Origin of the sequence: Butyrivibrio sp. INlla21 (assembly GCF_900116875.1) — a bacterium.
Lineage (GTDB): Bacteria > Bacillota > Clostridia > Lachnospirales > Lachnospiraceae > Butyrivibrio.
The window spans coordinates 1-18,279 of record NZ_FPCC01000014.1 but is presented as its reverse complement, the minus strand read 5'-3'; the positions used below and the strand labels follow the sequence as shown (position 1 = coordinate 18,279).

The window sequence follows — 18,279 nt, the reverse complement described above, 5'->3', positions numbered from 1 at the left end:
TGTTATTATATGGCTATAAGTATTAAAACAGAGCAAGAGATCGACCTTATGAGACAGTCAGGGCATCTTTTGGCTAAGGTTCATGAAGAACTACATGCCGCTCTTCGCCCCGGGATCTCGACATATGAACTTGATGAGATTGGGGAAAAGACTATCCGTGCTCTTGGCGGAATACCTAATTGTAAGAACTATGAAGGTTTTCCGGCATCTGTGTGCATATCTGTAAACGACGAAGTCGTTCATGGAATACCAAGCAGAGACAGAATCCTTATGGAAGGAGATATAGTCTCTTTCGATACGGGACTTATATATAAAGGGTATCATTCTGATGCGGCAAGAACCTGGGGTGTCGGCAAGATAAGCGATGAGGCGCAGAAACTTATTGATGTTACCAGAGAGAGCTTTTTTGAAGGAATAAAAAAGGCTAAGGCGGGAAACAGACTTTATGATATATCTGCGGCAATAGATGCTTATATCAAACCTCACGGTTACGGTATAGTAAGGGAACTTACGGGCCACGGCATCGGAACAAGTCTTCACGAGGAGCCTACGGTTCCGAATTATAAGCAGTGGAGACGAGGAATCAAGCTTAAGAAGGGTATGACGATATGTGTAGAGCCCATGATCACAATGGGTGAGCGTTATGTCGGATGGCTTGATGATGAGTGGACGGTTGTTACCGTAGACGGTTCATATGCAGCGCATTATGAAAATACCATCGCCATCACGGATGGTGAACCGGAGATATTAACCATTATTTAAATTTGATCTTAAAGTAATAAGGAGATAAAAGATGTCAAAGGCTGATGTTATTGAAATCGAAGGAAAAGTAATCGAGAAGCTTCCCAATACCATGTTTCAGGTAGAGCTTGAGAACGGACACGTTGTACTTGCTCATATCAGTGGTAAGCTCCGCCAGAACTTCATCAGAATTCTTCCCGGAGATAAGGTTACTCTTGAGCTTTCACCTTATGATCTCACAAAAGGTAGAATTATCTGGAGAGATAAATAATTTTTTATCCGAATAAAATAGTATAATAAAAATATAGTTGTATAATATGACGCCTGTTCTTGTGTGAGGAATTCATGATACAGAAAATTTTCGACAGATATTTTGACAGCGTTTCGTTCATACATCATAGCAAGAAAAGGATAGCGGAGGACAACATTAGAAATACGGGTGATCTTATAATATTTCTCACTTGCGTATGCCTTTTGCTTCTTTGTTTATCGTTCTTGTTTTCAGGGAACTATCCGGTTTATGCTGCGCAGATAGTGCTTTGTCTTATCGCGGCAGGCATAGCCTTTTTTCAGAGAGTATTCTTGAGCAATATTACCGAGAGCTTTGTACTCACCAGGATTTATTGCTTTATATTCTATGCTTGGATCATACTAAGCTATTCTTATGTCGATATTCTTCACAACACTGAATCCAGATGTATTTTCTTTCCGTTTGCTATGGTTGCATTTACGGCTGTCTACATAGATAACTTTGTGGAGACAACTTGGTTCAAGATCGTACTCACGGCAATCTATGGTGCAATGGATTACGTCATAAGACCGTATTATGATGTTCGAAAGGATATCATGATCGCTGTGACTGCAGTTCTTATCTCATGCTTTTGCTATTATGAGATCATAGATCTTGCAGCGGATAAGGGCGAAGACAGGAAGAAACTGGTTCAGAGAAGTACGACGGATCTTCTCACAGGCGTACTCAACAAGCTTTCTTTTGAGGAGCGTTGCAACGAATATCTCACCAACAGGATAGCCGGTGCGAAATGTGTTCTTTTCATATTTGATCTGGATGATTTTAAATACGTCAACGATCATTACGGACACCAGACCGGTGATAAGGTTATAAAGACCTTTTCGCAGATCCTGCAAGGCTACTTTCATCCCAACGATGTTATAGGCAGGATCGGAGGCGATGAATTCATGGTACTTGTAATGGGCGAGATGCCTGAAGGATTTACCGAACGCAGATGTCGAAGTGTCCTGCATGAATTTAAGACAACCACGATCGACGAGGCGTCGGGACTTACATGCAGTATAGGAATCGTTGAGGATACTTGGGGACGTAATTTTACCCAGTTATATCACGCAGCAGATGAAGCTTTGTATAAGGCCAAAAAGAGCGGAAAAGCTAAATTTTGCATATCAGAAAGTGCTTTATGAGCTTTTTTTCATAACTTAATAAATGTTTTATTGTACAAAATCAAGCCATGTCTTATAATTTTAAGTATAGACATGGCTTTTTCTTTGTGTGTACAAGAGGATATCCAAATGTTAGAGAGATTTTATCGAGTATACGAAGGAAGCAATTTTTTTATTGCTTATAATGAGAAAAAGATAGCAGCGGACAATATTAAAGCGGTTGAGCAATCGCCGGTCTTTATTACGCTTAGCATACTCATTTATTTTGTAGTATCCTGGTGCTGTAATCTGACAATACGGTTTGATGTAATTCTGTTTGTTCCCGTGATCGTGGTCGGATTGTGTTATCTTGCATACAGACAGTCTGTTCCGTACATACGAATAAGCTTTAACAGAGTAAGAGTCTTTTCACTCGCTTTTTACTCTGTTATCTTTCTTGCGTTCGGGCTTACGGAAGCTTATATTAAGCCTTCCAGAATGTCCGTAATACTGCCGATCGGAATATTCATAATCACTTCCGTATATCTTGATTATTTTGTGCGAATGCTTATATATAAGGTGGTACTTTCCCTTGTCTTTCTTACAGCTGATTACTGGATAAAAAGAAATCCCGTGATCCGCGAGGATATTATTTTGATCGCACTTTCCATAATGGTCACGAGCCTTTGCTATTACGTGCTCATGAATAACATAACGGACAGAAGCGAAGTGACGCATGATATGGAGAAAAAGAGTAAGACGGATATACTCACAGGTCTTTTGAACAAAAAATCTTTTGAAGAGCGAAGCAAGGAATATATCACGGAGAGAAATCCCGGAGCAAAAGCAACGTTGTTTGTTTTTGACTTTGATGACTTTAAGTATATTAACGAAGACTATGGCCACCAGATAGGAGATGAGCTTCTAAAGCACTTCGGCGCAATACTTCGAGAGTATTTTCACCCAAGCGATGTTGTGGGACGTGTCGGCGGTGATAAGTTCATGGTGCTCGTAATGGGCGAGATGCCTGAGACATTTATAGAAAAGAGATGTAAGAACATCGAGCAGGACCTGGCGAAACTAAAGATTGAGGACGCCAAGGGATTCTCGTGCAGTATAGGTATATGCGAAGACAAGAATTCGCATTCCTTCGATGAGATCAAAAACATAGCGGGAAGGGCTTTGTTTGAGGCAAAAGAGAGAGGAAAAGGCCTCCATGTCGTGAAACACGGCTGACAAAAATAGATACGAAATATTGGCGTTAAGTATGATATAATCTTGAATGACGGGCAATCTACCGTCGTTCAAGATTTCTTTTTTATTTCTTTATTTTTATGGAGGATTGTTATGGGTGAAAAGAGACAGGCTATTTATGATGCAACAACGTTGGGGAAGCCGAAGATGGCTATTTTGGGACTGCAGCACATGTTCGCCATGTTCGGAGCAACTATTTTGGTTCCGATCCTTGTAAACGGATATTTCCGGGGTGAAGGACTTTCGGTACAGGTTACACTTCTTTTTGCGGGATTGGGAACGCTCCTTTTCCACGTATTTTCCAAATTTAAGGTTCCGGCTTTTCTGGGATCGTCATTCGCCTTTTTGGGCGGCTTTTCAACAGTGGCAAATTTAAATACAGGCAAATATGCAAATATGACTTTCGGAGAGAAGTTACCGTATGCCTGCGGCGGAATCGTTATTGCGGGACTTTTGTACCTCGTACTTGCGGTTATCATTAAGCTTGTGGGTGTTAAGAAGGTTATGCACTTCCTTCCGCCTGTCGTTACAGGACCCATCATTATGTGTATCGGACTTTCCCTTGTGCCTTCTGCGATTCAGAATGCTTCAGCCAATGTATTCCTTGCATTTGTGGCACTTGCGGTAGTTGTTATATTCAATATCTGGGGAAAAGGAATGTTTAGGATCATCCCCATACTTATGGGCGTTGTTATAGCTTATGTCGTTGCTCTTATCATGCAGGCTATGGGCTTTACCAATGCTGACGGAAGCGCGATCATCAACTTTGAGCCTATCGCGCAGGCAAGCTGGGTGGGACTTCCTCCTTTCATTATTGCTAAATTTGACGTTACATCCATTCTTGTTATGGCTCCTATAGCGATCGCTACAATGATGGAGCATGTCGGAGATATTTCAGCCATTTCCGCAACAACAGGTAAAAACTTTATCGAAGATCCCGGTCTTCACAGAACTCTTTTCGGTGACGGCCTTGCAACAGCGGTGGCAGGACTTTTCGGAGGCCCCGCAAATACAACATACGGCGAAAATACCGGTGTTCTTGAGCTTTCTAAGGTTTACGATCCCAAGGTTGTGCGTATCGCCGCTTGCTATGCGATCGTAGTCAGCTTTATTCCCAAGATTGCCGATGTTATCGGAACTATGCCCACAGCGATCATCGGAGGAATAAGCTTCATATTATACGGAATGATCTCAGCCATCGGTGTAAGAAACGTTGTAGAGAACAAGGTAGACTTTACCAAGTCAAGAAACCTTATTATCGCTGCTATTATTCTTGTATCGGGACTTGGCTTTACAAACGGTATAACGTTTGAGGTAAAAGGCGTATCTATTACACTTACATCACTTGCGATAGCAGCTATACTCGGTATTCTTCTCAACATCATTCTTCCCGGAAACGACTACAATTTCGGCGAGAATTACAAGGGAGACATCAACCGAGGAGTCAGCTTCAACAATAATGCTCAGGATGAAGAAAACTAATATCGAAATATTGTAAAAAATCTATTGCCTATTGACTTTGATTATGTTACTATGTTAAATGGTCTTTTTATTTAGAGGGGATATTATGCCCTTCTTTAAGCATTATGCTGTACCATGCAGGAAAGGAGTAACAATGAAAGTTAGGTCTTCTGTTAAGCCTATGTGCGAGAAGTGCAAGGTTATTAAGAGAAAGGGCGTTATCAGAGTTATCTGCGATAACCCTAAGCACAAACAGAGACAGGGATAATTCGAGCCGTTTTCGGATTACTTTTTGATACCAATATAGAACATGCTGATCTATAGCGTATTGGAAAGATCGGATGATCCTGTCCGGTTGGGCATGTCATTTGCCCCAATCAAACAAGTAACCGCTCCGGGGTATTTTGATCGGAGCAAGAGAAGCTAAGCTTCTCACAACTATTATTTATATTTATTCAATGGAGGAATTAAAATGGCTCGTATTGCAGGTGTAGATTTACCCAGAGATAAGCGAGTAGAGATCGGTTTGACATATATCTACGGAATCGGTAGAACAAGCTCAAACAAGATTCTTGAAGCAGCAAAAGTAAATCCGGACACACGTGTTCGTGATCTTACAGATGAAGAAGTTAAGAGAATTGCCGAGATTATCGGTAGCGACTACGATGTAGAAGGTGACCTCAGAAGAGAGATCGCTATGAACATCAAGAGACTTTCAGAGATCGGATGTTTCAGAGGAATCCGTCACAGAAGAGGACTTCCTTGCCGTGGTCAGAGAACTAAGACAAACGCAAGAACAAGAAAAGGACCGAAGAGAACAATCGCAAACAAGAAGAAATAATTTTTCTTTATTGTATCTGAGCATGGCAGATGAGCGAAGTAACATTATAACTAGTATTTATAGGAAGAAAGTAGGTTAGTTTAAAATGGCAAATCAGAAAGCAACTGCAGCTAAGAAATCAGCTGCAAAGAAACGTGTCAAGAAAAACGTTGAACACGGACAGGCACACATTCAGTCATCTTTCAATAACACTATCGTTACATTGACAGATGCTGCAGGAAACGCTCTTAGCTGGGCAAGTGCCGGCGGTCTGGGATTTAAGGGTTCAAGGAAATCTACTCCTTATGCTGCACAGGTAGCTGCAGAGACAGCGACTAAGGCTGCGCTTGTACATGGCCTTAAGACTGTTGATGTATTCGTTAAGGGACCCGGATCAGGAAGAGAGGCTGCAATCAGAGCCCTCGCTGCAAGTGGTCTTACAGTTACATCTATCACAGACGTAACACCTGTACCTCATAACGGATGCCGCCCGCCTAAGCGTCGTAGAGTATAATCGCATTTTTATCGCGATTACACACAATGTAGTTACATGTGCATATATAGATTTATAGATGTATATTAAAACTCGTTGGACGAAGGTGCGCAAACACTGTAAACAACATCAGACGACCGAGGTTGTCTGAGAAAAAGAAAGGAGCCAAACATGGCAGTAAACAGAGTTCCCGTATTAAAGAGATGCAGATCTCTCGATCTGGATCCTACATTCCTTGGATATGACAAGAAGTCCAAGAGAACATCTTCAAGAACAGGTAAGAAGAGTGAGTACGCACTTCAGCTTCGTGAGAAGCAGAAGGCTAAGTTCATCTATGGCGTTCTTGAGAAGCCTTTCAGAAACTACTATGACAGAGCAGATAGAATGAAGGGTCAGACAGGTTCAAACCTTATGACAATTCTTGAGACAAGACTTGATAACGTAGTATTCAGAATGGGATTCGCCAGAACAAGAAGAGAGGCTAGACAGGTTGTTCTTCACAAGTTCATCACTGTTAACGGCAAGGTAGTTAATGTACCTTCATACCTTATCAAGGCCGGTGATGTTATCGAAGTTAAGGACGTAGCTAAGAATATCCAGAGATTCAAGGATATCGCAGAAATCACTGCAGCAAGACTCGTTCCTGAGTGGCTTGATGTTAACAAGGAGAGCCTCAAGGGTACAATCAAAGAGCTTCCTTCAAGGGATGTTATCGACGTTCCCGTTGACGAGATGCTTATCGTCGAGTTGTACTCTAAGTAATTCGTAGGGCACATTTAATAAATAACTTGTTGACTAAGCACATAAGGAGGGTATATCAGTGTTTGATTTTGAAAGACCAAATATTGAAGTTGCTGAGATCTCAGATGATAAGAAATATGGTAAATTCGTAGTAGAGCCTCTTGAGAGAGGTTACGGTATTACACTGGGCAATTCCCTTCGTAGGATTATGCTCTCATCACTTCCCGGAGCAGCAGTAAGCCAGGTTAAGATCGAAGGTGTTCTTCATGAGTTCAGTTCTATTCCCGGAGTTAAGGAAGACGTAACTGAGATCATTATGAATATCAAGAATCTTTCCATTAAGAATTCTTCAGATACCAATGAGCCTAAGACTGCATACATTGAGTTCAGCGGCGAAGGTGTTGTAAAGGCTTCTGATATTCAGGTTGACCAGGATATTGAGATCATGAATCCCGATCAGGTTATCGCTACACTTTCCGGAAAAGATGCTAAGCTCTACATGGAGCTTACAATCACAAAGGGAAGAGGTTATGTAAGTTCTGACAAGAATAAGTCAGGAGATCTTCCTATCGGAGTGATCGCAATCGATTCTATCTACACACCTGTAGAGAGAGTTAACGTAACTGTAGAGAATACTCGTGTAGGTCAGGTAACTGATTTTGATAAGCTTACACTTGATGTTCACACAGACGGTACACTTGCTCCCGACGAGGCAGTAAGCCTTGCGGCTAAGGTACTCAGTGAGCATTTAAGCCTGTTCATCGATCTTTCCGAGAATGCTAAGACCGCAGAGGTTATGGTAGAGAAGGAAGATGACGAGAAGGGCAAGGTTCTCGAGATGTCAATTGATGAGCTTGAACTTTCGGTTCGTTCATTCAACTGCCTCAAGAGAGCAGGCATCAATACCGTTCAGGAACTTGCAAACAAGACTCCTGATGATATGATGAAGGTTCGTAATCTTGGACGTAAGTCACTTGAGGAAGTTCTTGCTAAGCTTGATGAGCTCGGACTTTCACTCAGAATTGATAGCGAACAGTAATATCTACATGAATTGATATGATATCCGCGGAGGGTAAATCCGATGCGTACCAATGTGGATTCTCATAATGGACAATGCAACAACATCATAAAAGTAAGACCGATGCGCATTTTGTGATGTACCACTGCAAGGGGAACCTTGCGAATGAGAAAGGATGTAAATAGACATGGCAATGTACAGAAAGCTTGGAAAAGCAACAAAGCCCAGAAGAGCACTTCTTCGTAACCAGGTAACAGCACTTCTTTACAACGGAAAGATCGTTACCACAGAGGCAAGAGCAAAGGAAATCAAGAAGATCGTAGAGCCTATGATCACTCTTGCAGCTAAGGAAAAGGACAACTTCGAGACACTTACAGTTGATTGCAAAGTTCCTGAGAAGGACAAGGACGGTAAGAGAGTAAAGGAAGTTGTTGACGGTAAGAAGGTTACTAAGTACACAACCGTTAAGAAGGAAATCAAGAAAGATATGCCTTCACGTATGCACGCAAGAAGACAGCTTCTTAAGACTCTTTATCCTGTACTTGATGTTCCTCAGGAGAACAAGGGAAGAAAGAGAAACACTAAGGAAGTTGACCTTGTAGCAAAGCTTTTCGATGAGTACGGACCTAAGTACGCAGATCGTAAGGGTGGTTACACAAGAATCATCAAGATCGGTCAGAGAAAAGGCGACGCAGCTATGATGGTTGTTCTTGAGCTTGTTTAATACTTGCTTGTAGATTTAATACGAATTAAAAAGAGATTTCAGAGCATATGCCCTGAAATCTCTTTTATTTTGCTTATATTCGATTTTTCTTTTAATTCTTAGTCTTCTCGATTATTTATACTGATCGATGTTCTGGGGCGTTATGGCAACAAATGGAACCCATACATACTTAAGGTCTTCGGTAGCTCCGGATAATGATGATACGGAGCCTCCTTTTGCCAATGTGATGGCGCTGTTAACAGCCATTGTGCCCTGACCGACTGTATCCTGGAGAACTGTCATATATAAGTCTCCGCTTCTGATAGCTTCGCAGCCGCTGTCCGTTGCATCAATTCCGGCTACAAGCTTTTTATGAGTATCATAGCCGTTGTCCTTTAGCCATTTGATAGCTCCGATAGCCATCGGGTCGTTATTACATATGATGCAGTCAAAATCCTGCTTTGTTTTCTTGAAGATCTCCAGCTGATCGTATGCAACGGTATCAGACCAGTCACCGTGATCTACAAATACATAATTGGCATTTACGCCGTTATCAAGGAAGAAGTATTTAACCGCATTGGTACGCTGGGGAACAGCAGCATGCCCTTTCATTCCTTCCATGATGATAACATTTAAGGATTGAGGCTTTCCGAGACCGTTCCAAATGTATTCAGCCTGAAATCTGCCGGCGTCTTGTTCAAATGATCCTACATAGATGAATTTGTCACCCTTAAGATAATCTGCATCAGGTTCATTATTAATAAATACGATTGGGAGAGAACCTGCTGCATTTTCCATCTGAAGAATTGTTGTGGCATCGGCAAGTCTGCATATGATCGCATTATAGCCCTGGCCTTCCGCATCTGCAATCTGCTTCATCTGGATCTCGGGATCGCTCTGACAGTATACGGTATCAATCGTAGCCCCGGTATCTTTAGCCATTTGATCTATTGTTTCGCACAAGGTGTTAAGGAAAGTATCGGTTTCGTCATGCAACGTCATCAGTATTTTTACACCACTTCCGTTTACCACGCCGGCGCTTGCTGATTTAGCTCCGCAACCCGTAACGGTTATAGCCAGCAGCACGGAACATAGCAGAAAAGCTATTGATTTTTTAATTAGATTCTTCATAATTGGTCTCCTTATTAAATCTTGAACTGCTGAACATAGGATGTAAGTGTCTCGGAAGTGCTTGCCAATTTGTGCGAGTTATCCGCAACATCCTGACTGTGCTGGGTTATGCTGTTAGCCTGCTCAACCATTCTGCGGCTGGTCTCAAGAATCTCATCGGTACTTGCGGCCTGCTCTTCGGAAATGGCTGCTACGTTGCTGGCAACATCATCAACCTTCTGTACATCCTGTATCATAAGGTCAATAAGTTCATTGGATTTTTCAATATTCTGATAAATCTGATCAAAAGTATCTACGGCAGTGTTGATAAGCTCGCTGTTAGCCTCGATATTCTTGGCACTGGTCTGAGCCTGTTCTACAACGCTGTCGATAGCTTTTCTTACGTCATCAATAAGTTTTGCGATGTTTTCGGCACTTGCTGCAGAGTTCTGAGCAAGCTTACCGATCTCGGTAGCAACAACCGCAAAGCCTTTACCTGTTTCTCCCGCACGTGCAGCTTCGATTGAAGCATTGAGTGAAAGAAGATTGGTCTGCTCGGCGATCTCGGCAATAAGGCCGACAATGTTGGTAATCTCTTCGGAAGCCTTTCCGACTTCGTTGATGGAATCAACAAGTTCATCGTTGCTGGCTTTAATGTCTTGCATTGCATCGGCGAGCTGTTCCATATCATCACGGCCTTTTTTACTGATCTCAACAGTTTCTTTCATACTGTCATTGGCCTGATTTGAATTATCTCGTGTATCGGAAACAACCATAGCAAGCGTTGTTGCGTTCTGAGCAATCTCATTAACCGCAACGGCAAGCTGGTCAACAGTGTTATTAAGATTTTGCATAGCTTCCGACTGTGACTGGGAAGCTTCGAACATGCTCTTTGATACGATATCCGAATTATCCGATTGCTCTTTAAGCACTTTTGATTCGTCGTTGATGGTACTGAGCATCTTTCTCATGGACTGAACGAATTCGCTAACCTTGCTGCCCATGACACCGATCTCATCATTGCTTTCCTGTTTAACATCAATGGTAAAGTCGCCGGCGGACATATCGGTGATATTCTTGGTAATTCCGCCAAGAGGAGCAATAACTTTTGATACCATGAAGTTGATAAGAAGAACAATGAGTATGATCGCGATTATTCCGATAATGGCAAGCGTTGTGACGAGCTTGGTCACGTCTTTCATTATGGTATCTTTATGAACATATGAAACAAGAACCCAGTCGGTTCCGGCTATCTGTTTGAAAGCGACTACGTTATTTTGAAGAGTTACAGTTGTATAGTTTCTTTTGGCTACTTTTTCTGCAATTGCAGCCATAAGCTTATCAGAATCACCTGTTGTGAGCTTGGTTGATACTCTGCTCTTGTCACGATGTGCAAGGATCGTGCTGTCTGTAAGGTCAACAAGGAAAGATGCAGCCTGATCCATTTTTACTCGTGAATTAACGATGATACTGATCTGATCAAGTGAAAGATCGGCAGCGATTACCTTAAGGTCATCCGATCCATCGTTAATAATACCTGTAGCACTTATAACATTGACGCCGCTGGCATCCTTGTAGGTGTTACCGTAGACCATATTAACGTGGCTAAGACCCTGTTTAAACCAGATCTGCTGAGTAGGATTGTCAGTGTTTTTGGTGGATTCGGACGCTTTAAATACTTTACCGCTCTGGGTCGCAATGTATGGACCGTTTTTGCAGTAAGAGTTAAAACCGTATAATTCGTCCATCATTTTAGACAATTCTTCTTCAGGAAGATGGGCGCTTTCAACCATGTGTTTAACTGTGGTGAAATTTTGGAGATTATCATTCAGCCAAGCTTCGATATTATCAGCCTGGTTGGAAATGGATGAATTGAGCTGTGATGTTGCCATCGCAGTCATGCTTCTGCTGGATAGGAACCCTGAAATGAACACCAAAATAAGAATGGTAGCAACTACGGCAGGAACTAAGAACAACAGAAGTTTGTTTTTAATCTTTGCATGTCGCTTTTCTTTAACTTTTCCCATTTGTAAGTCTCCTTAAATTTTGAGATAATTACAGAAGTTAATTGTATTTTATCTCTTTATTTGGTATTTTTGAACGAAATATCATAAAAATTTATGAAAATATCATAAAATTCAATTTTGAAATAAACTGTATAGCGTATATAATAAAATTAGACCAATATAAGCTTTCGTAGTGAAAGGGGACAACATGGAAACAATTTACAGCAATGCCGAATACATCTTAAGATATGTCGTTGAATACTCAACGCTGCTACTCGAATTCTTCGGAATCTGCATACTGGTTTTCACTGCGGTAAAATGCTTTATTTTCTGGCTTAAAAAGGATGAATCAATAAGACTTCAGCTTGCGCAGGGAATAGCGCTCGCGCTTGAATTTAAGCTTGGCGGAGAGGTCCTTAGGACCGTTGTTGTAAGAGAATGGGCAGAGCTTGGAATCTTGGGCGCAATAATCCTACTGAGAGCAACACTTACATTCCTTATACATTGGGAGATAAAGAATGAGAAAGAGGCTCTTGAGCCGGGAGAAAAGAAAGAAGCTCTTGAACCCGGGGAAAAGAAAAAGTGATCAGCGATTCTTCTTTTCGAAGTGCTGATAATCTTTGGAAGAATTCCAGTTTCCTCCCCAAGAAAAACCATGGCTTGTAAAGAGTTTGTAAGCCAGGTCGTTTTCATCAATTTTATATGGAAAATCTGCGGTTCTGTCGGCATACTTTTCACTTGTTGAAGGTGCTATGCTCATGGAACCGTTTTTATATTTGATCTGCGGATTGTATAAGGGATTGATATCTACAGCCAGTCCCTGTGCGTGCTTGGAAAGCTTGGTTCCGTTTCCTATAGTACGATAGTTGAAGCAGGAAGTGTTATTTGCTTCCATCGATGCTTCGTCATCCGCATCAAAATCATCTATGAGCTTAATGCTTTCTATCTGATAATTGTTATCATACAGCTCATGAAAAATTTCCATAATATCGTCGGCGATATCTTTATTACAGATCATTTCGCCTGTCTTGGTCTCTCCTTCGAAGTCAACATACAGCATAACACAATATCTGAGATTATCCAACGAAATTTCACAGTCTTTCGGATATGACACATTTGTTATCTTGGATACAATTGAATTCGGTAAAGCCTCGTAGTAGAAACCGTCAGAGTAGGTGACTCTCGTGTCGGAAACGTCTTCGTCGGAAGGAATTGCTGATGCATTTGTGACACTTGAATTGACTTCTTCAGTCGAATTCTCGGAGGCACTTTTTCCCAGAGAAGAGGATTCCGTAGAGGAATCTTTTGCCGAGGATAATTCCGTGGAATTTTCGGATGAAGTCGATGAGCTGTTTGATGAGCTTGAAGAATCTGCAGCATCTGTGCTTGCGTTTTCCGTAGCAGGTTTTTTCTTGGCGTATTCGTCAAGAGTTTCGTGACCGGCAAGACTTCTTGCCATAATTGCGCAGACTACTATAAGTGCTATCAGAAAAAAGATATCTCTTTTGGATTTGTTGTTCATGATAAGTCTCCGTGAGGTTAATACGTATGTTTATGTTTGTATATGATATACGAATTGCTTCATGACTAACGTCATTTCGCAATTCTACAAATATTCGGAAACCGCTAATTTACTGCGTAAATTGCTATTTCCTCATATTTGTTTGGGTCATAAAAGCAAAACTCTCACCATGCAAGCATGTTCGAGTTTTTCTTTTAGACACCTATATCATTATAAATAGTACCACATTTATGCTATAATATTTCGATATGGTAGGTAAAAAGAGATGATACGTACGGATAATCTTGTATTTGAATATATCAGAAGAGACGAAGAGGGCAATGTTGAGGGCATAACAAGAGCCGTTGATGACGTTAATCTTGACGTCAAGCCGGGGCAGTTTATTGCAATTCTTGGCCACAACGGATCCGGTAAGTCCACTCTTGCCAAACATTTCAACGCTCTTTTGTATCCGACGGAAGGAAAAGTCATTGTTGACGGAATGGATACTTCCGACGGAGAGTGCCTTTGGAATATCAGACAGGAAGCGGGAATGATCTTCCAGAATCCCGACAACCAGATAATCGGACAGGTTGTTGAAGAGGATGTAGGCTTCGGCCCTGAGAACATGGGAGTTCCCACGGATGAGATCTGGGAGAGAGTCGATGAGAGCCTTAGAGCTGTCGGAATGCTTGATTTCAGAAAATCATCGCCCAACCATTTATCGGGCGGACAAAAGCAGCGTGTATCGATCGCGGGCGTTATCGCCATGCACCCCAAGTGCATCATAATGGATGAGCCGACTGCGATGCTCGATCCCAACGGTCGTAAGGACGTAATAAGAGCCGCGAGAGCGCTTAATTCGGTTGAGGGTATCACGGTTATTCTTATCACTCATTATATGGAAGAAGTTATTTACGCCGACAAGGTTTTTGTAATGGACAAGGGCCGCGTCACAATGGAAGGCACACCGCGCGAGATCTTTTCACAGGTCGACAGACTAAAAGAACTCAGACTCGGAGTTCCGCAGGTAACACTTCTTGCACACGAGCTTAAAAAGAACGGATTACCGCTTCCCGATGGAATTCTCACAGGAGAAGAACTGGTTGAGGAGCTTAAAAGGATAAAAAATGTCGCTAATACTTGATCATGTCAATTACATATACGATGAAGATACCGCAATGGCGCATCCTGCGCTTATCGATGTGAGTCTTCGGATTCCGGATGGCCAGTTTATCGGGCTTATTGGACACACGGGTTCAGGTAAGTCGACGCTCATCCAGCATCTTAACGGACTCGAGACACCGACGAGCGGAGCTGTGTTTTTTAACGGAAAGGATATAAGCAATCCCGATTTTGATAAAAAAGAGCTTAGATCCAAGGTCGGACTTGTTTTCCAATATCCGGAGCATCAGCTTTTCGAGACGGATTGTTTTAAGGATGTATGCTTTGGCCCCAAGAATCTCGGGCTTCCGCAGAAGGAAGTAGAGCTGCGGGCGTATGAAGCCCTCAAGATGGTTGGCTTTGACGATGAGTATTTTTACCAGTCACCGTTTGAGCTTTCGGGCGGACAAAAGAGAAGAGTGGCTATCGCGGGAGTTATCGCGATGAAGCCCGACGTACTTATCCTTGACGAGCCCACGGCAGGTCTTGATCCCAAGGGACGAGAAGATATTCTTGGACTTATAAAAAGACTCCACGAGGAAATGGGCATTACGGTCATACTTGTAAGCCACAGTATGGACGACGTTGCCGATTATGTGGAGAGGATCATAGTTATGAACAAAGGCCGCGTTGCCTTTGATGATGTTCCCGTCAATGTTTTTGCGCATTACAAGGAGCTTGAGGAGATCGGACTTGCGGCGCCTCAGGTTACATATGTAATGCAGGAGCTTGCCAAGGCGGGCTTTAATGTTGATGCCAAGGCAACAACGATGGAACAGGCAAAAAAACAGATATTGAAGGCGTTTGGAAGATGCTAAGAGACATTACACTCGGACAATATTATAGAACAGACTCTGTCATTCACAGGCTTGACCCAAGAGTGAAGCTTGTTGCGACATTTATTTTTATCATTTCCCTTTTTGTGGTAAAGAATTTTTGGGGCTATCTTATAGCGGGAGTATTTCTTGCAGTGTGCATCAAGCTCTCCAATGTTCCGCCCAAATTTATTTTTAGGGGAATGAAGACCATCTTTTTCCTATTGCTGCTGACCATGGTGTTTAATCTTTTCCTGACACCCGGAACGGCGCTTGTAAGCTTCTGGAAGTTTACGATCACATATGAAGGACTTAAGATGGCGTCAATGATGGCGATTAGGCTGGTGTTCCTTATTACAGGTTCATCCATCATGACACTTACTACAACGCCCAATAACCTTACAGACGGCATGGAGAGCGTGCTCGGGCCGCTTAAGAAGATCCGCGTTCCCGTTCATGAGATATCGATGATGATGTCGATCGCGCTCAGGTTTATTCCTATATTATTGGAAGAGACCGACAAGATCATGAAGGCGCAGATGGCCAGAGGTGCGGATTTTGAGAGCGGATCGTTGATCAAAAGGGCCAAGAGCCTTGTTCCTTTGCTGGTACCTCTTTTTATCTCGGCGTTCAGAAGGGCAATGGACCTTGCAATGGCTATGGAAGCCAGATGCTACAGGGGCGGAGAAGGCAGGACCAAGATGAAGCCTCTTATTTATAAAAAGAGAGACAGGATAGCCTACGGTGTCCTGTACTCATATCTGATCGTTGCTATAGTTGTCGGAAGGATATTGTTTAGATGAGCGAAATGCACAGAATAATGCTGACAGTTTCATATGACGGCACTTCTTACAACGGCTGGGCGCTTCAAAAGAGTACCCACAATACTATAGAAGAGATGCTTAACCGCGCTATTGCGGGGCTGACAGGAGAGACCGTTGAGGTTATCGGCGCAAGCCGCACCGACTCCGGGGTTCATGCTTACGGCAATATCGCTGTTTTTGATACCGCGTCGACCATTCCGGGAGACAGGTTTTCTTTTTGCTTAAATCATATCTTGCCTAAAGACATCAGGGTTGTGGCTTCTGCGGAGGTTGCGCCCGATTTTCATCCGAGGCACTGTAATACGGAAAAGACCTATGAATACCGTATCTTAAATACCAAGATGCCCGTTCCTACCAAGAGATTCTATACTTATCATTTCAGTATGCCGCTTGATGAGGCGCTTATGCAGGAAGCGGCGCAGTATCTTGTAGGAGAGCACGATTTTACAAGTTTTTGCAATGTTGAATCCACCGCTGCCACGCACGTGAGGACTATCAAGGATATCCGGGTCTTCAGGCACGGGGATGAGGTTATTATCCGCGTTACGGGCAACGGCTTCTTATATAATATGGTAAGGATCATCGCGGGAACTCTTTTGATGGTCGGAAGGGGCAAGAACAAGCCCATTGACGTAAAAGAGATGCTTGAGAAAAAAGACAGGAAGGCAGCAGGACCCACAGCGCCTCCGGAAGGTCTTTTCCTTATAAAATATGAGTTCCTTGACGGGGTGCCGTACATAAACGGCGAAGAGTGAGAAAACATGCGCCTTTGCGGTGTGTTTTTTTGGGGCGGAAATAGTAAGAAAATGTATTGACAATCGAGCAAATTGGGTTATATAATATCTTACTGTGTGACGCCATGTCCACTTTTATTTGAAAATGTCATATTGTTGTCCCGGTAAGCTACAATATGTACATCATATAATGTGAGAATCAGGTGAAGGGTTTTCGCATAGGTAACCAATTAAGTAATTGTTTTACTGGAGGAAATTCAATGAAAACTTATATGCCTAGTGCAACTACAGTTGAGAAGAAGTGGTATGTAGTTGATGCTACAGATATGACACTCGGACGTCTTGCTTCTAACGTTGCAAACGTACTTAGAGGAAAGAATAAGCCCATCTACACTCCCAACATTGATACAGGTGATTATGTGATCGTTATCAATGCTGAGAAGATCAAAGTTTCAGGTAAGAAGCTTGATCAGAAGATGTATTGGCACCATACAGAGTATGTTGGTCATCACAAGGAGTTCTCACTCCGTCAGATGCTCCAGGATAAGCCTGAGAGAGTTATCGAGCATGCCGTTAAGGGAATGCTTCCCAAGGGATCTCTTGGAAGAGAGATGTACACTAAACTCCACGTTTACGCAGGAGCTGAGCATCCACATGCAGCTCAGAAGCCTGAAGTATTGACATTTTAATCGGAGAGGAGAATATAAGAAATGGCAAAGTCATCTAATTACTACGGAACAGGTAGAAGAAAGAAGTCAATCGCAAGAGTTTACCTCGTATCCGGAAATGGAAATATAACAATCAACAAGAGACCTATCGATGAGTATTTCGGACTTGAGACACTCAAGGTTATCGTTAGACAGCCCCTCGTTGCTACAGAGACAACAGAGAAGTTTGACGTTGTAGTAACAGTTAGAGGCGGCGGCACAACAGGCCAGGCCGGTGCTATCAGACACGGTATCTCAAGAGCACTTCTTCAGGCTGATTCAGATGAGTACAGACCTGTTCTTAAGAAGGCCGGATACCTCACAAGAGACCCTCGTATGAAGGAGAGAAAGAAGTACGGTTTGAAGAAAGCTCGTCGTGCTCCTCAGTTCTCAAAGAGATAATCACTGCTTCGGCAGATTTCAAAAGACTCGGTACAATGTACCGGGTCTTTTTTGTAGTGCGCCTAGCGGCGCACGTTTCCAACGGGTTAAAGTCCCGAATTCGCCCGGTAGTGGGAAGGATATAGCCGAAGGCAAGGGTGTCCATCGCGAGGTGGAATCTGAAGGAAGCTGGATGTGAGGAACATACTAACTCACGGGCAAATCTCTGGTCTGACGAACAGAAATCTCATATGAGGTCATGCATGAGGGTAAGGCTACTGCACAAGTCGAAACCCCATAACTACACGGAATCATGCATGATAGATGAGGCAGATGGATGGAGAGGAAGAAACGTGTGGTACCTAGGGAGGTCTGCGTGAAATGCTCTGAAAGGAGTAACCACCGTACAAG

General features: G+C 42.7%; 21 protein-coding genes. 18 read left to right on the top strand and 3 right to left on the bottom strand.

Annotation, left to right across the window (positions count from 1 at the left end):
* Positions 1-9: 9 nt before the first annotated feature.
* From map to BM377_RS09290, 11 genes are all read left to right on the top strand, one after another.
* Positions 10-762, top strand: a complete 753-nt coding sequence (gene map / locus BM377_RS09340; RefSeq protein ID WP_092247193.1) for a type I methionyl aminopeptidase — start codon at positions 10-12, stop codon at positions 760-762.
* Between the two features lie 31 nt (positions 763-793).
* Positions 794-1,012: a translation initiation factor IF-1 gene (gene infA / locus BM377_RS09335; protein WP_013280019.1), complete on the top strand. Its 219-nt coding sequence runs from the start codon at positions 794-796 to the stop codon at positions 1,010-1,012.
* A 74-nt stretch (positions 1,013-1,086) separates the two neighbouring features.
* Positions 1,087-2,178 (top strand): GGDEF domain-containing protein, encoded by a 1,092-nt coding sequence (locus BM377_RS09330; protein ID WP_092247190.1) that lies wholly within the window; start codon positions 1,087-1,089, stop codon positions 2,176-2,178.
* A gap of 108 nt (positions 2,179-2,286) precedes the next feature.
* Positions 2,287-3,372 carry a GGDEF domain-containing protein gene (locus BM377_RS09325; RefSeq protein WP_177223845.1) on the top strand — a complete coding sequence of 362 codons (1,086 nt, stop codon included), beginning with the start codon at positions 2,287-2,289 and terminating at the stop codon, positions 3,370-3,372.
* Between the two features lie 111 nt (positions 3,373-3,483).
* Entirely contained in the window at positions 3,484-4,872 is a 1,389-nt protein-coding gene (locus tag BM377_RS09320; protein WP_092247185.1) for a uracil-xanthine permease family protein, read from the top strand.
* A gap of 133 nt (positions 4,873-5,005) precedes the next feature.
* Positions 5,006-5,119 (top strand): 50S ribosomal protein L36, encoded by a 114-nt coding sequence (gene rpmJ, locus BM377_RS09315; protein WP_013280022.1) that lies wholly within the window; start codon positions 5,006-5,008, stop codon positions 5,117-5,119.
* A gap of 204 nt (positions 5,120-5,323) precedes the next feature.
* Positions 5,324-5,692: a 30S ribosomal protein S13 gene (gene rpsM / locus BM377_RS09310; RefSeq protein WP_092247182.1), complete on the top strand. Its 369-nt coding sequence runs from the start codon at positions 5,324-5,326 to the stop codon at positions 5,690-5,692.
* 85 nt (positions 5,693-5,777) lie between these two features.
* On the top strand, positions 5,778-6,185 hold the full coding sequence (gene rpsK, locus BM377_RS09305) for a 30S ribosomal protein S11 (protein ID WP_092247179.1): 408 nt from the start codon (positions 5,778-5,780) through the stop codon (positions 6,183-6,185).
* Between the two features lie 150 nt (positions 6,186-6,335).
* Entirely contained in the window at positions 6,336-6,926 is a 591-nt protein-coding gene (rpsD, locus tag BM377_RS09300) for a 30S ribosomal protein S4 (RefSeq protein WP_092247176.1), read from the top strand.
* Positions 6,927-6,984: 58 nt separating this feature from the next.
* Positions 6,985-7,944 carry a DNA-directed RNA polymerase subunit alpha gene (locus BM377_RS09295; RefSeq protein ID WP_092247173.1) on the top strand — a complete coding sequence of 320 codons (960 nt, stop codon included), beginning with the start codon at positions 6,985-6,987 and terminating at the stop codon, positions 7,942-7,944.
* Between the two features lie 166 nt (positions 7,945-8,110).
* Positions 8,111-8,647 carry a bL17 family ribosomal protein gene (locus tag BM377_RS09290; protein ID WP_092247171.1) on the top strand — a complete coding sequence of 179 codons (537 nt, stop codon included), beginning with the start codon at positions 8,111-8,113 and terminating at the stop codon, positions 8,645-8,647.
* Between the two features lie 111 nt (positions 8,648-8,758).
* Here BM377_RS09290 and BM377_RS09285 read toward each other — a convergent pair whose 3' ends face one another.
* Together BM377_RS09285 and BM377_RS09280 are read right to left on the bottom strand one after the other, a co-directional pair.
* A complete protein-coding gene (locus tag BM377_RS09285; protein ID WP_092247169.1) occupies positions 8,759-9,757 on the bottom strand; it encodes a substrate-binding domain-containing protein in 999 nt (332 codons plus the stop codon).
* Positions 9,758-9,771: 14 nt separating this feature from the next.
* Positions 9,772-11,763 carry a methyl-accepting chemotaxis protein gene (locus BM377_RS09280; RefSeq protein ID WP_092247166.1) on the bottom strand — a complete coding sequence of 664 codons (1,992 nt, stop codon included), beginning with the start codon at positions 11,761-11,763 and terminating at the stop codon, positions 9,772-9,774.
* A gap of 187 nt (positions 11,764-11,950) precedes the next feature.
* On the opposite strand from BM377_RS09280, the gene BM377_RS09275 reads away from it, so the two are divergent.
* Positions 11,951-12,328: a DUF1622 domain-containing protein gene (locus BM377_RS09275; RefSeq protein ID WP_092247163.1), complete on the top strand. Its 378-nt coding sequence runs from the start codon at positions 11,951-11,953 to the stop codon at positions 12,326-12,328.
* On the opposite strand, the gene BM377_RS09270 is transcribed toward BM377_RS09275, so the two are convergent.
* The gene (locus BM377_RS09270) at positions 12,329-13,264 is read right to left on the bottom strand and encodes a M15 family metallopeptidase (protein ID WP_092247159.1); all 936 of its coding nucleotides are present in this window, start codon (positions 13,262-13,264) and stop codon (positions 12,329-12,331) included.
* A gap of 265 nt (positions 13,265-13,529) precedes the next feature.
* Here BM377_RS09270 and BM377_RS09265 point away from each other — a divergent pair, with 265 nt between their 5' ends.
* The 6 genes from BM377_RS09265 to rpsI all read left to right on the top strand — a co-directional run bounded on the left by BM377_RS09265 (position 13,530) and on the right by rpsI (position 17,889).
* On the top strand, positions 13,530-14,390 hold the full coding sequence (locus BM377_RS09265) for an energy-coupling factor transporter ATPase (RefSeq protein WP_092247156.1): 861 nt from the start codon (positions 13,530-13,532) through the stop codon (positions 14,388-14,390).
* The gene (locus BM377_RS09260) at positions 14,374-15,225 is read left to right on the top strand and encodes an energy-coupling factor transporter ATPase (protein ID WP_092247153.1); all 852 of its coding nucleotides are present in this window, start codon (positions 14,374-14,376) and stop codon (positions 15,223-15,225) included. Before BM377_RS09265 ends, BM377_RS09260 begins: the two co-directional genes overlap by 17 nt.
* On the top strand, positions 15,219-16,025 hold the full coding sequence (locus BM377_RS09255; protein ID WP_092247150.1) for an energy-coupling factor transporter transmembrane component T family protein: 807 nt from the start codon (positions 15,219-15,221) through the stop codon (positions 16,023-16,025). The genes BM377_RS09260 and BM377_RS09255 overlap by 7 nt, the downstream gene beginning before the upstream one ends.
* Positions 16,026-16,030: 5 nt before the next feature.
* A complete protein-coding gene (gene truA / locus BM377_RS09250) occupies positions 16,031-16,801 on the top strand; it encodes a tRNA pseudouridine(38-40) synthase TruA (RefSeq protein WP_092247349.1) in 771 nt (256 codons plus the stop codon).
* 239 nt (positions 16,802-17,040) lie between these two features.
* Positions 17,041-17,469 (top strand): 50S ribosomal protein L13, encoded by a 429-nt coding sequence (rplM, locus tag BM377_RS09245; RefSeq protein WP_026515581.1) that lies wholly within the window; start codon positions 17,041-17,043, stop codon positions 17,467-17,469.
* Between the two features lie 21 nt (positions 17,470-17,490).
* Complete coding sequence (gene rpsI / locus BM377_RS09240; protein ID WP_092247147.1) at positions 17,491-17,889, top strand: 30S ribosomal protein S9; 399 nt, start codon at positions 17,491-17,493, stop codon at positions 17,887-17,889.
* Positions 17,890-18,279 lie beyond the last annotated feature (390 nt).

What these genes read in the sequence shown, in the direction of transcription:
- map (WP_092247193.1), top strand. Translation starts at nt 10, where the DNA reads ATGGCTATAAGTATTAAAACAGAGCAAGAGATCGACCTTATGAGACAG.
- infA (WP_013280019.1), top strand. Translation starts at nt 794, where the DNA reads ATGTCAAAGGCTGATGTTATTGAAATCGAAGGAAAAGTAATCGAGAAG.
- BM377_RS09330 (WP_092247190.1), top strand. Translation starts at nt 1,087, where the DNA reads ATGATACAGAAAATTTTCGACAGATATTTTGACAGCGTTTCGTTCATA.
- BM377_RS09325 (WP_177223845.1), top strand. Translation starts at nt 2,287, where the DNA reads ATGTTAGAGAGATTTTATCGAGTATACGAAGGAAGCAATTTTTTTATT.
- BM377_RS09320 (WP_092247185.1), top strand. Translation starts at nt 3,484, where the DNA reads ATGGGTGAAAAGAGACAGGCTATTTATGATGCAACAACGTTGGGGAAG.
- rpmJ (WP_013280022.1), top strand. Translation starts at nt 5,006, where the DNA reads ATGAAAGTTAGGTCTTCTGTTAAGCCTATGTGCGAGAAGTGCAAGGTT.
- rpsM (WP_092247182.1), top strand. Translation starts at nt 5,324, where the DNA reads ATGGCTCGTATTGCAGGTGTAGATTTACCCAGAGATAAGCGAGTAGAG.
- rpsK (WP_092247179.1), top strand. Translation starts at nt 5,778, where the DNA reads ATGGCAAATCAGAAAGCAACTGCAGCTAAGAAATCAGCTGCAAAGAAA.
- rpsD (WP_092247176.1), top strand. Translation starts at nt 6,336, where the DNA reads ATGGCAGTAAACAGAGTTCCCGTATTAAAGAGATGCAGATCTCTCGAT.
- BM377_RS09290 (WP_092247171.1), top strand. Translation starts at nt 8,111, where the DNA reads ATGGCAATGTACAGAAAGCTTGGAAAAGCAACAAAGCCCAGAAGAGCA.
- BM377_RS09285 (WP_092247169.1), bottom strand. Translation starts at nt 9,757, where the DNA reads ATGAAGAATCTAATTAAAAAATCAATAGCTTTTCTGCTATGTTCCGTG.
- BM377_RS09280 (WP_092247166.1), bottom strand. Translation starts at nt 11,763, where the DNA reads ATGGGAAAAGTTAAAGAAAAGCGACATGCAAAGATTAAAAACAAACTT.
- BM377_RS09275 (WP_092247163.1), top strand. Translation starts at nt 11,951, where the DNA reads ATGGAAACAATTTACAGCAATGCCGAATACATCTTAAGATATGTCGTT.
- BM377_RS09270 (WP_092247159.1), bottom strand. Translation starts at nt 13,264, where the DNA reads ATGAACAACAAATCCAAAAGAGATATCTTTTTTCTGATAGCACTTATA.
- BM377_RS09265 (WP_092247156.1), top strand. Translation starts at nt 13,530, where the DNA reads ATGATACGTACGGATAATCTTGTATTTGAATATATCAGAAGAGACGAA.
- BM377_RS09260 (WP_092247153.1), top strand. Translation starts at nt 14,374, where the DNA reads ATGTCGCTAATACTTGATCATGTCAATTACATATACGATGAAGATACC.
- BM377_RS09255 (WP_092247150.1), top strand. Translation starts at nt 15,219, where the DNA reads ATGCTAAGAGACATTACACTCGGACAATATTATAGAACAGACTCTGTC.
- truA (WP_092247349.1), top strand. Translation starts at nt 16,031, where the DNA reads ATGCACAGAATAATGCTGACAGTTTCATATGACGGCACTTCTTACAAC.
- rplM (WP_026515581.1), top strand. Translation starts at nt 17,041, where the DNA reads ATGAAAACTTATATGCCTAGTGCAACTACAGTTGAGAAGAAGTGGTAT.
- rpsI (WP_092247147.1), top strand. Translation starts at nt 17,491, where the DNA reads ATGGCAAAGTCATCTAATTACTACGGAACAGGTAGAAGAAAGAAGTCA.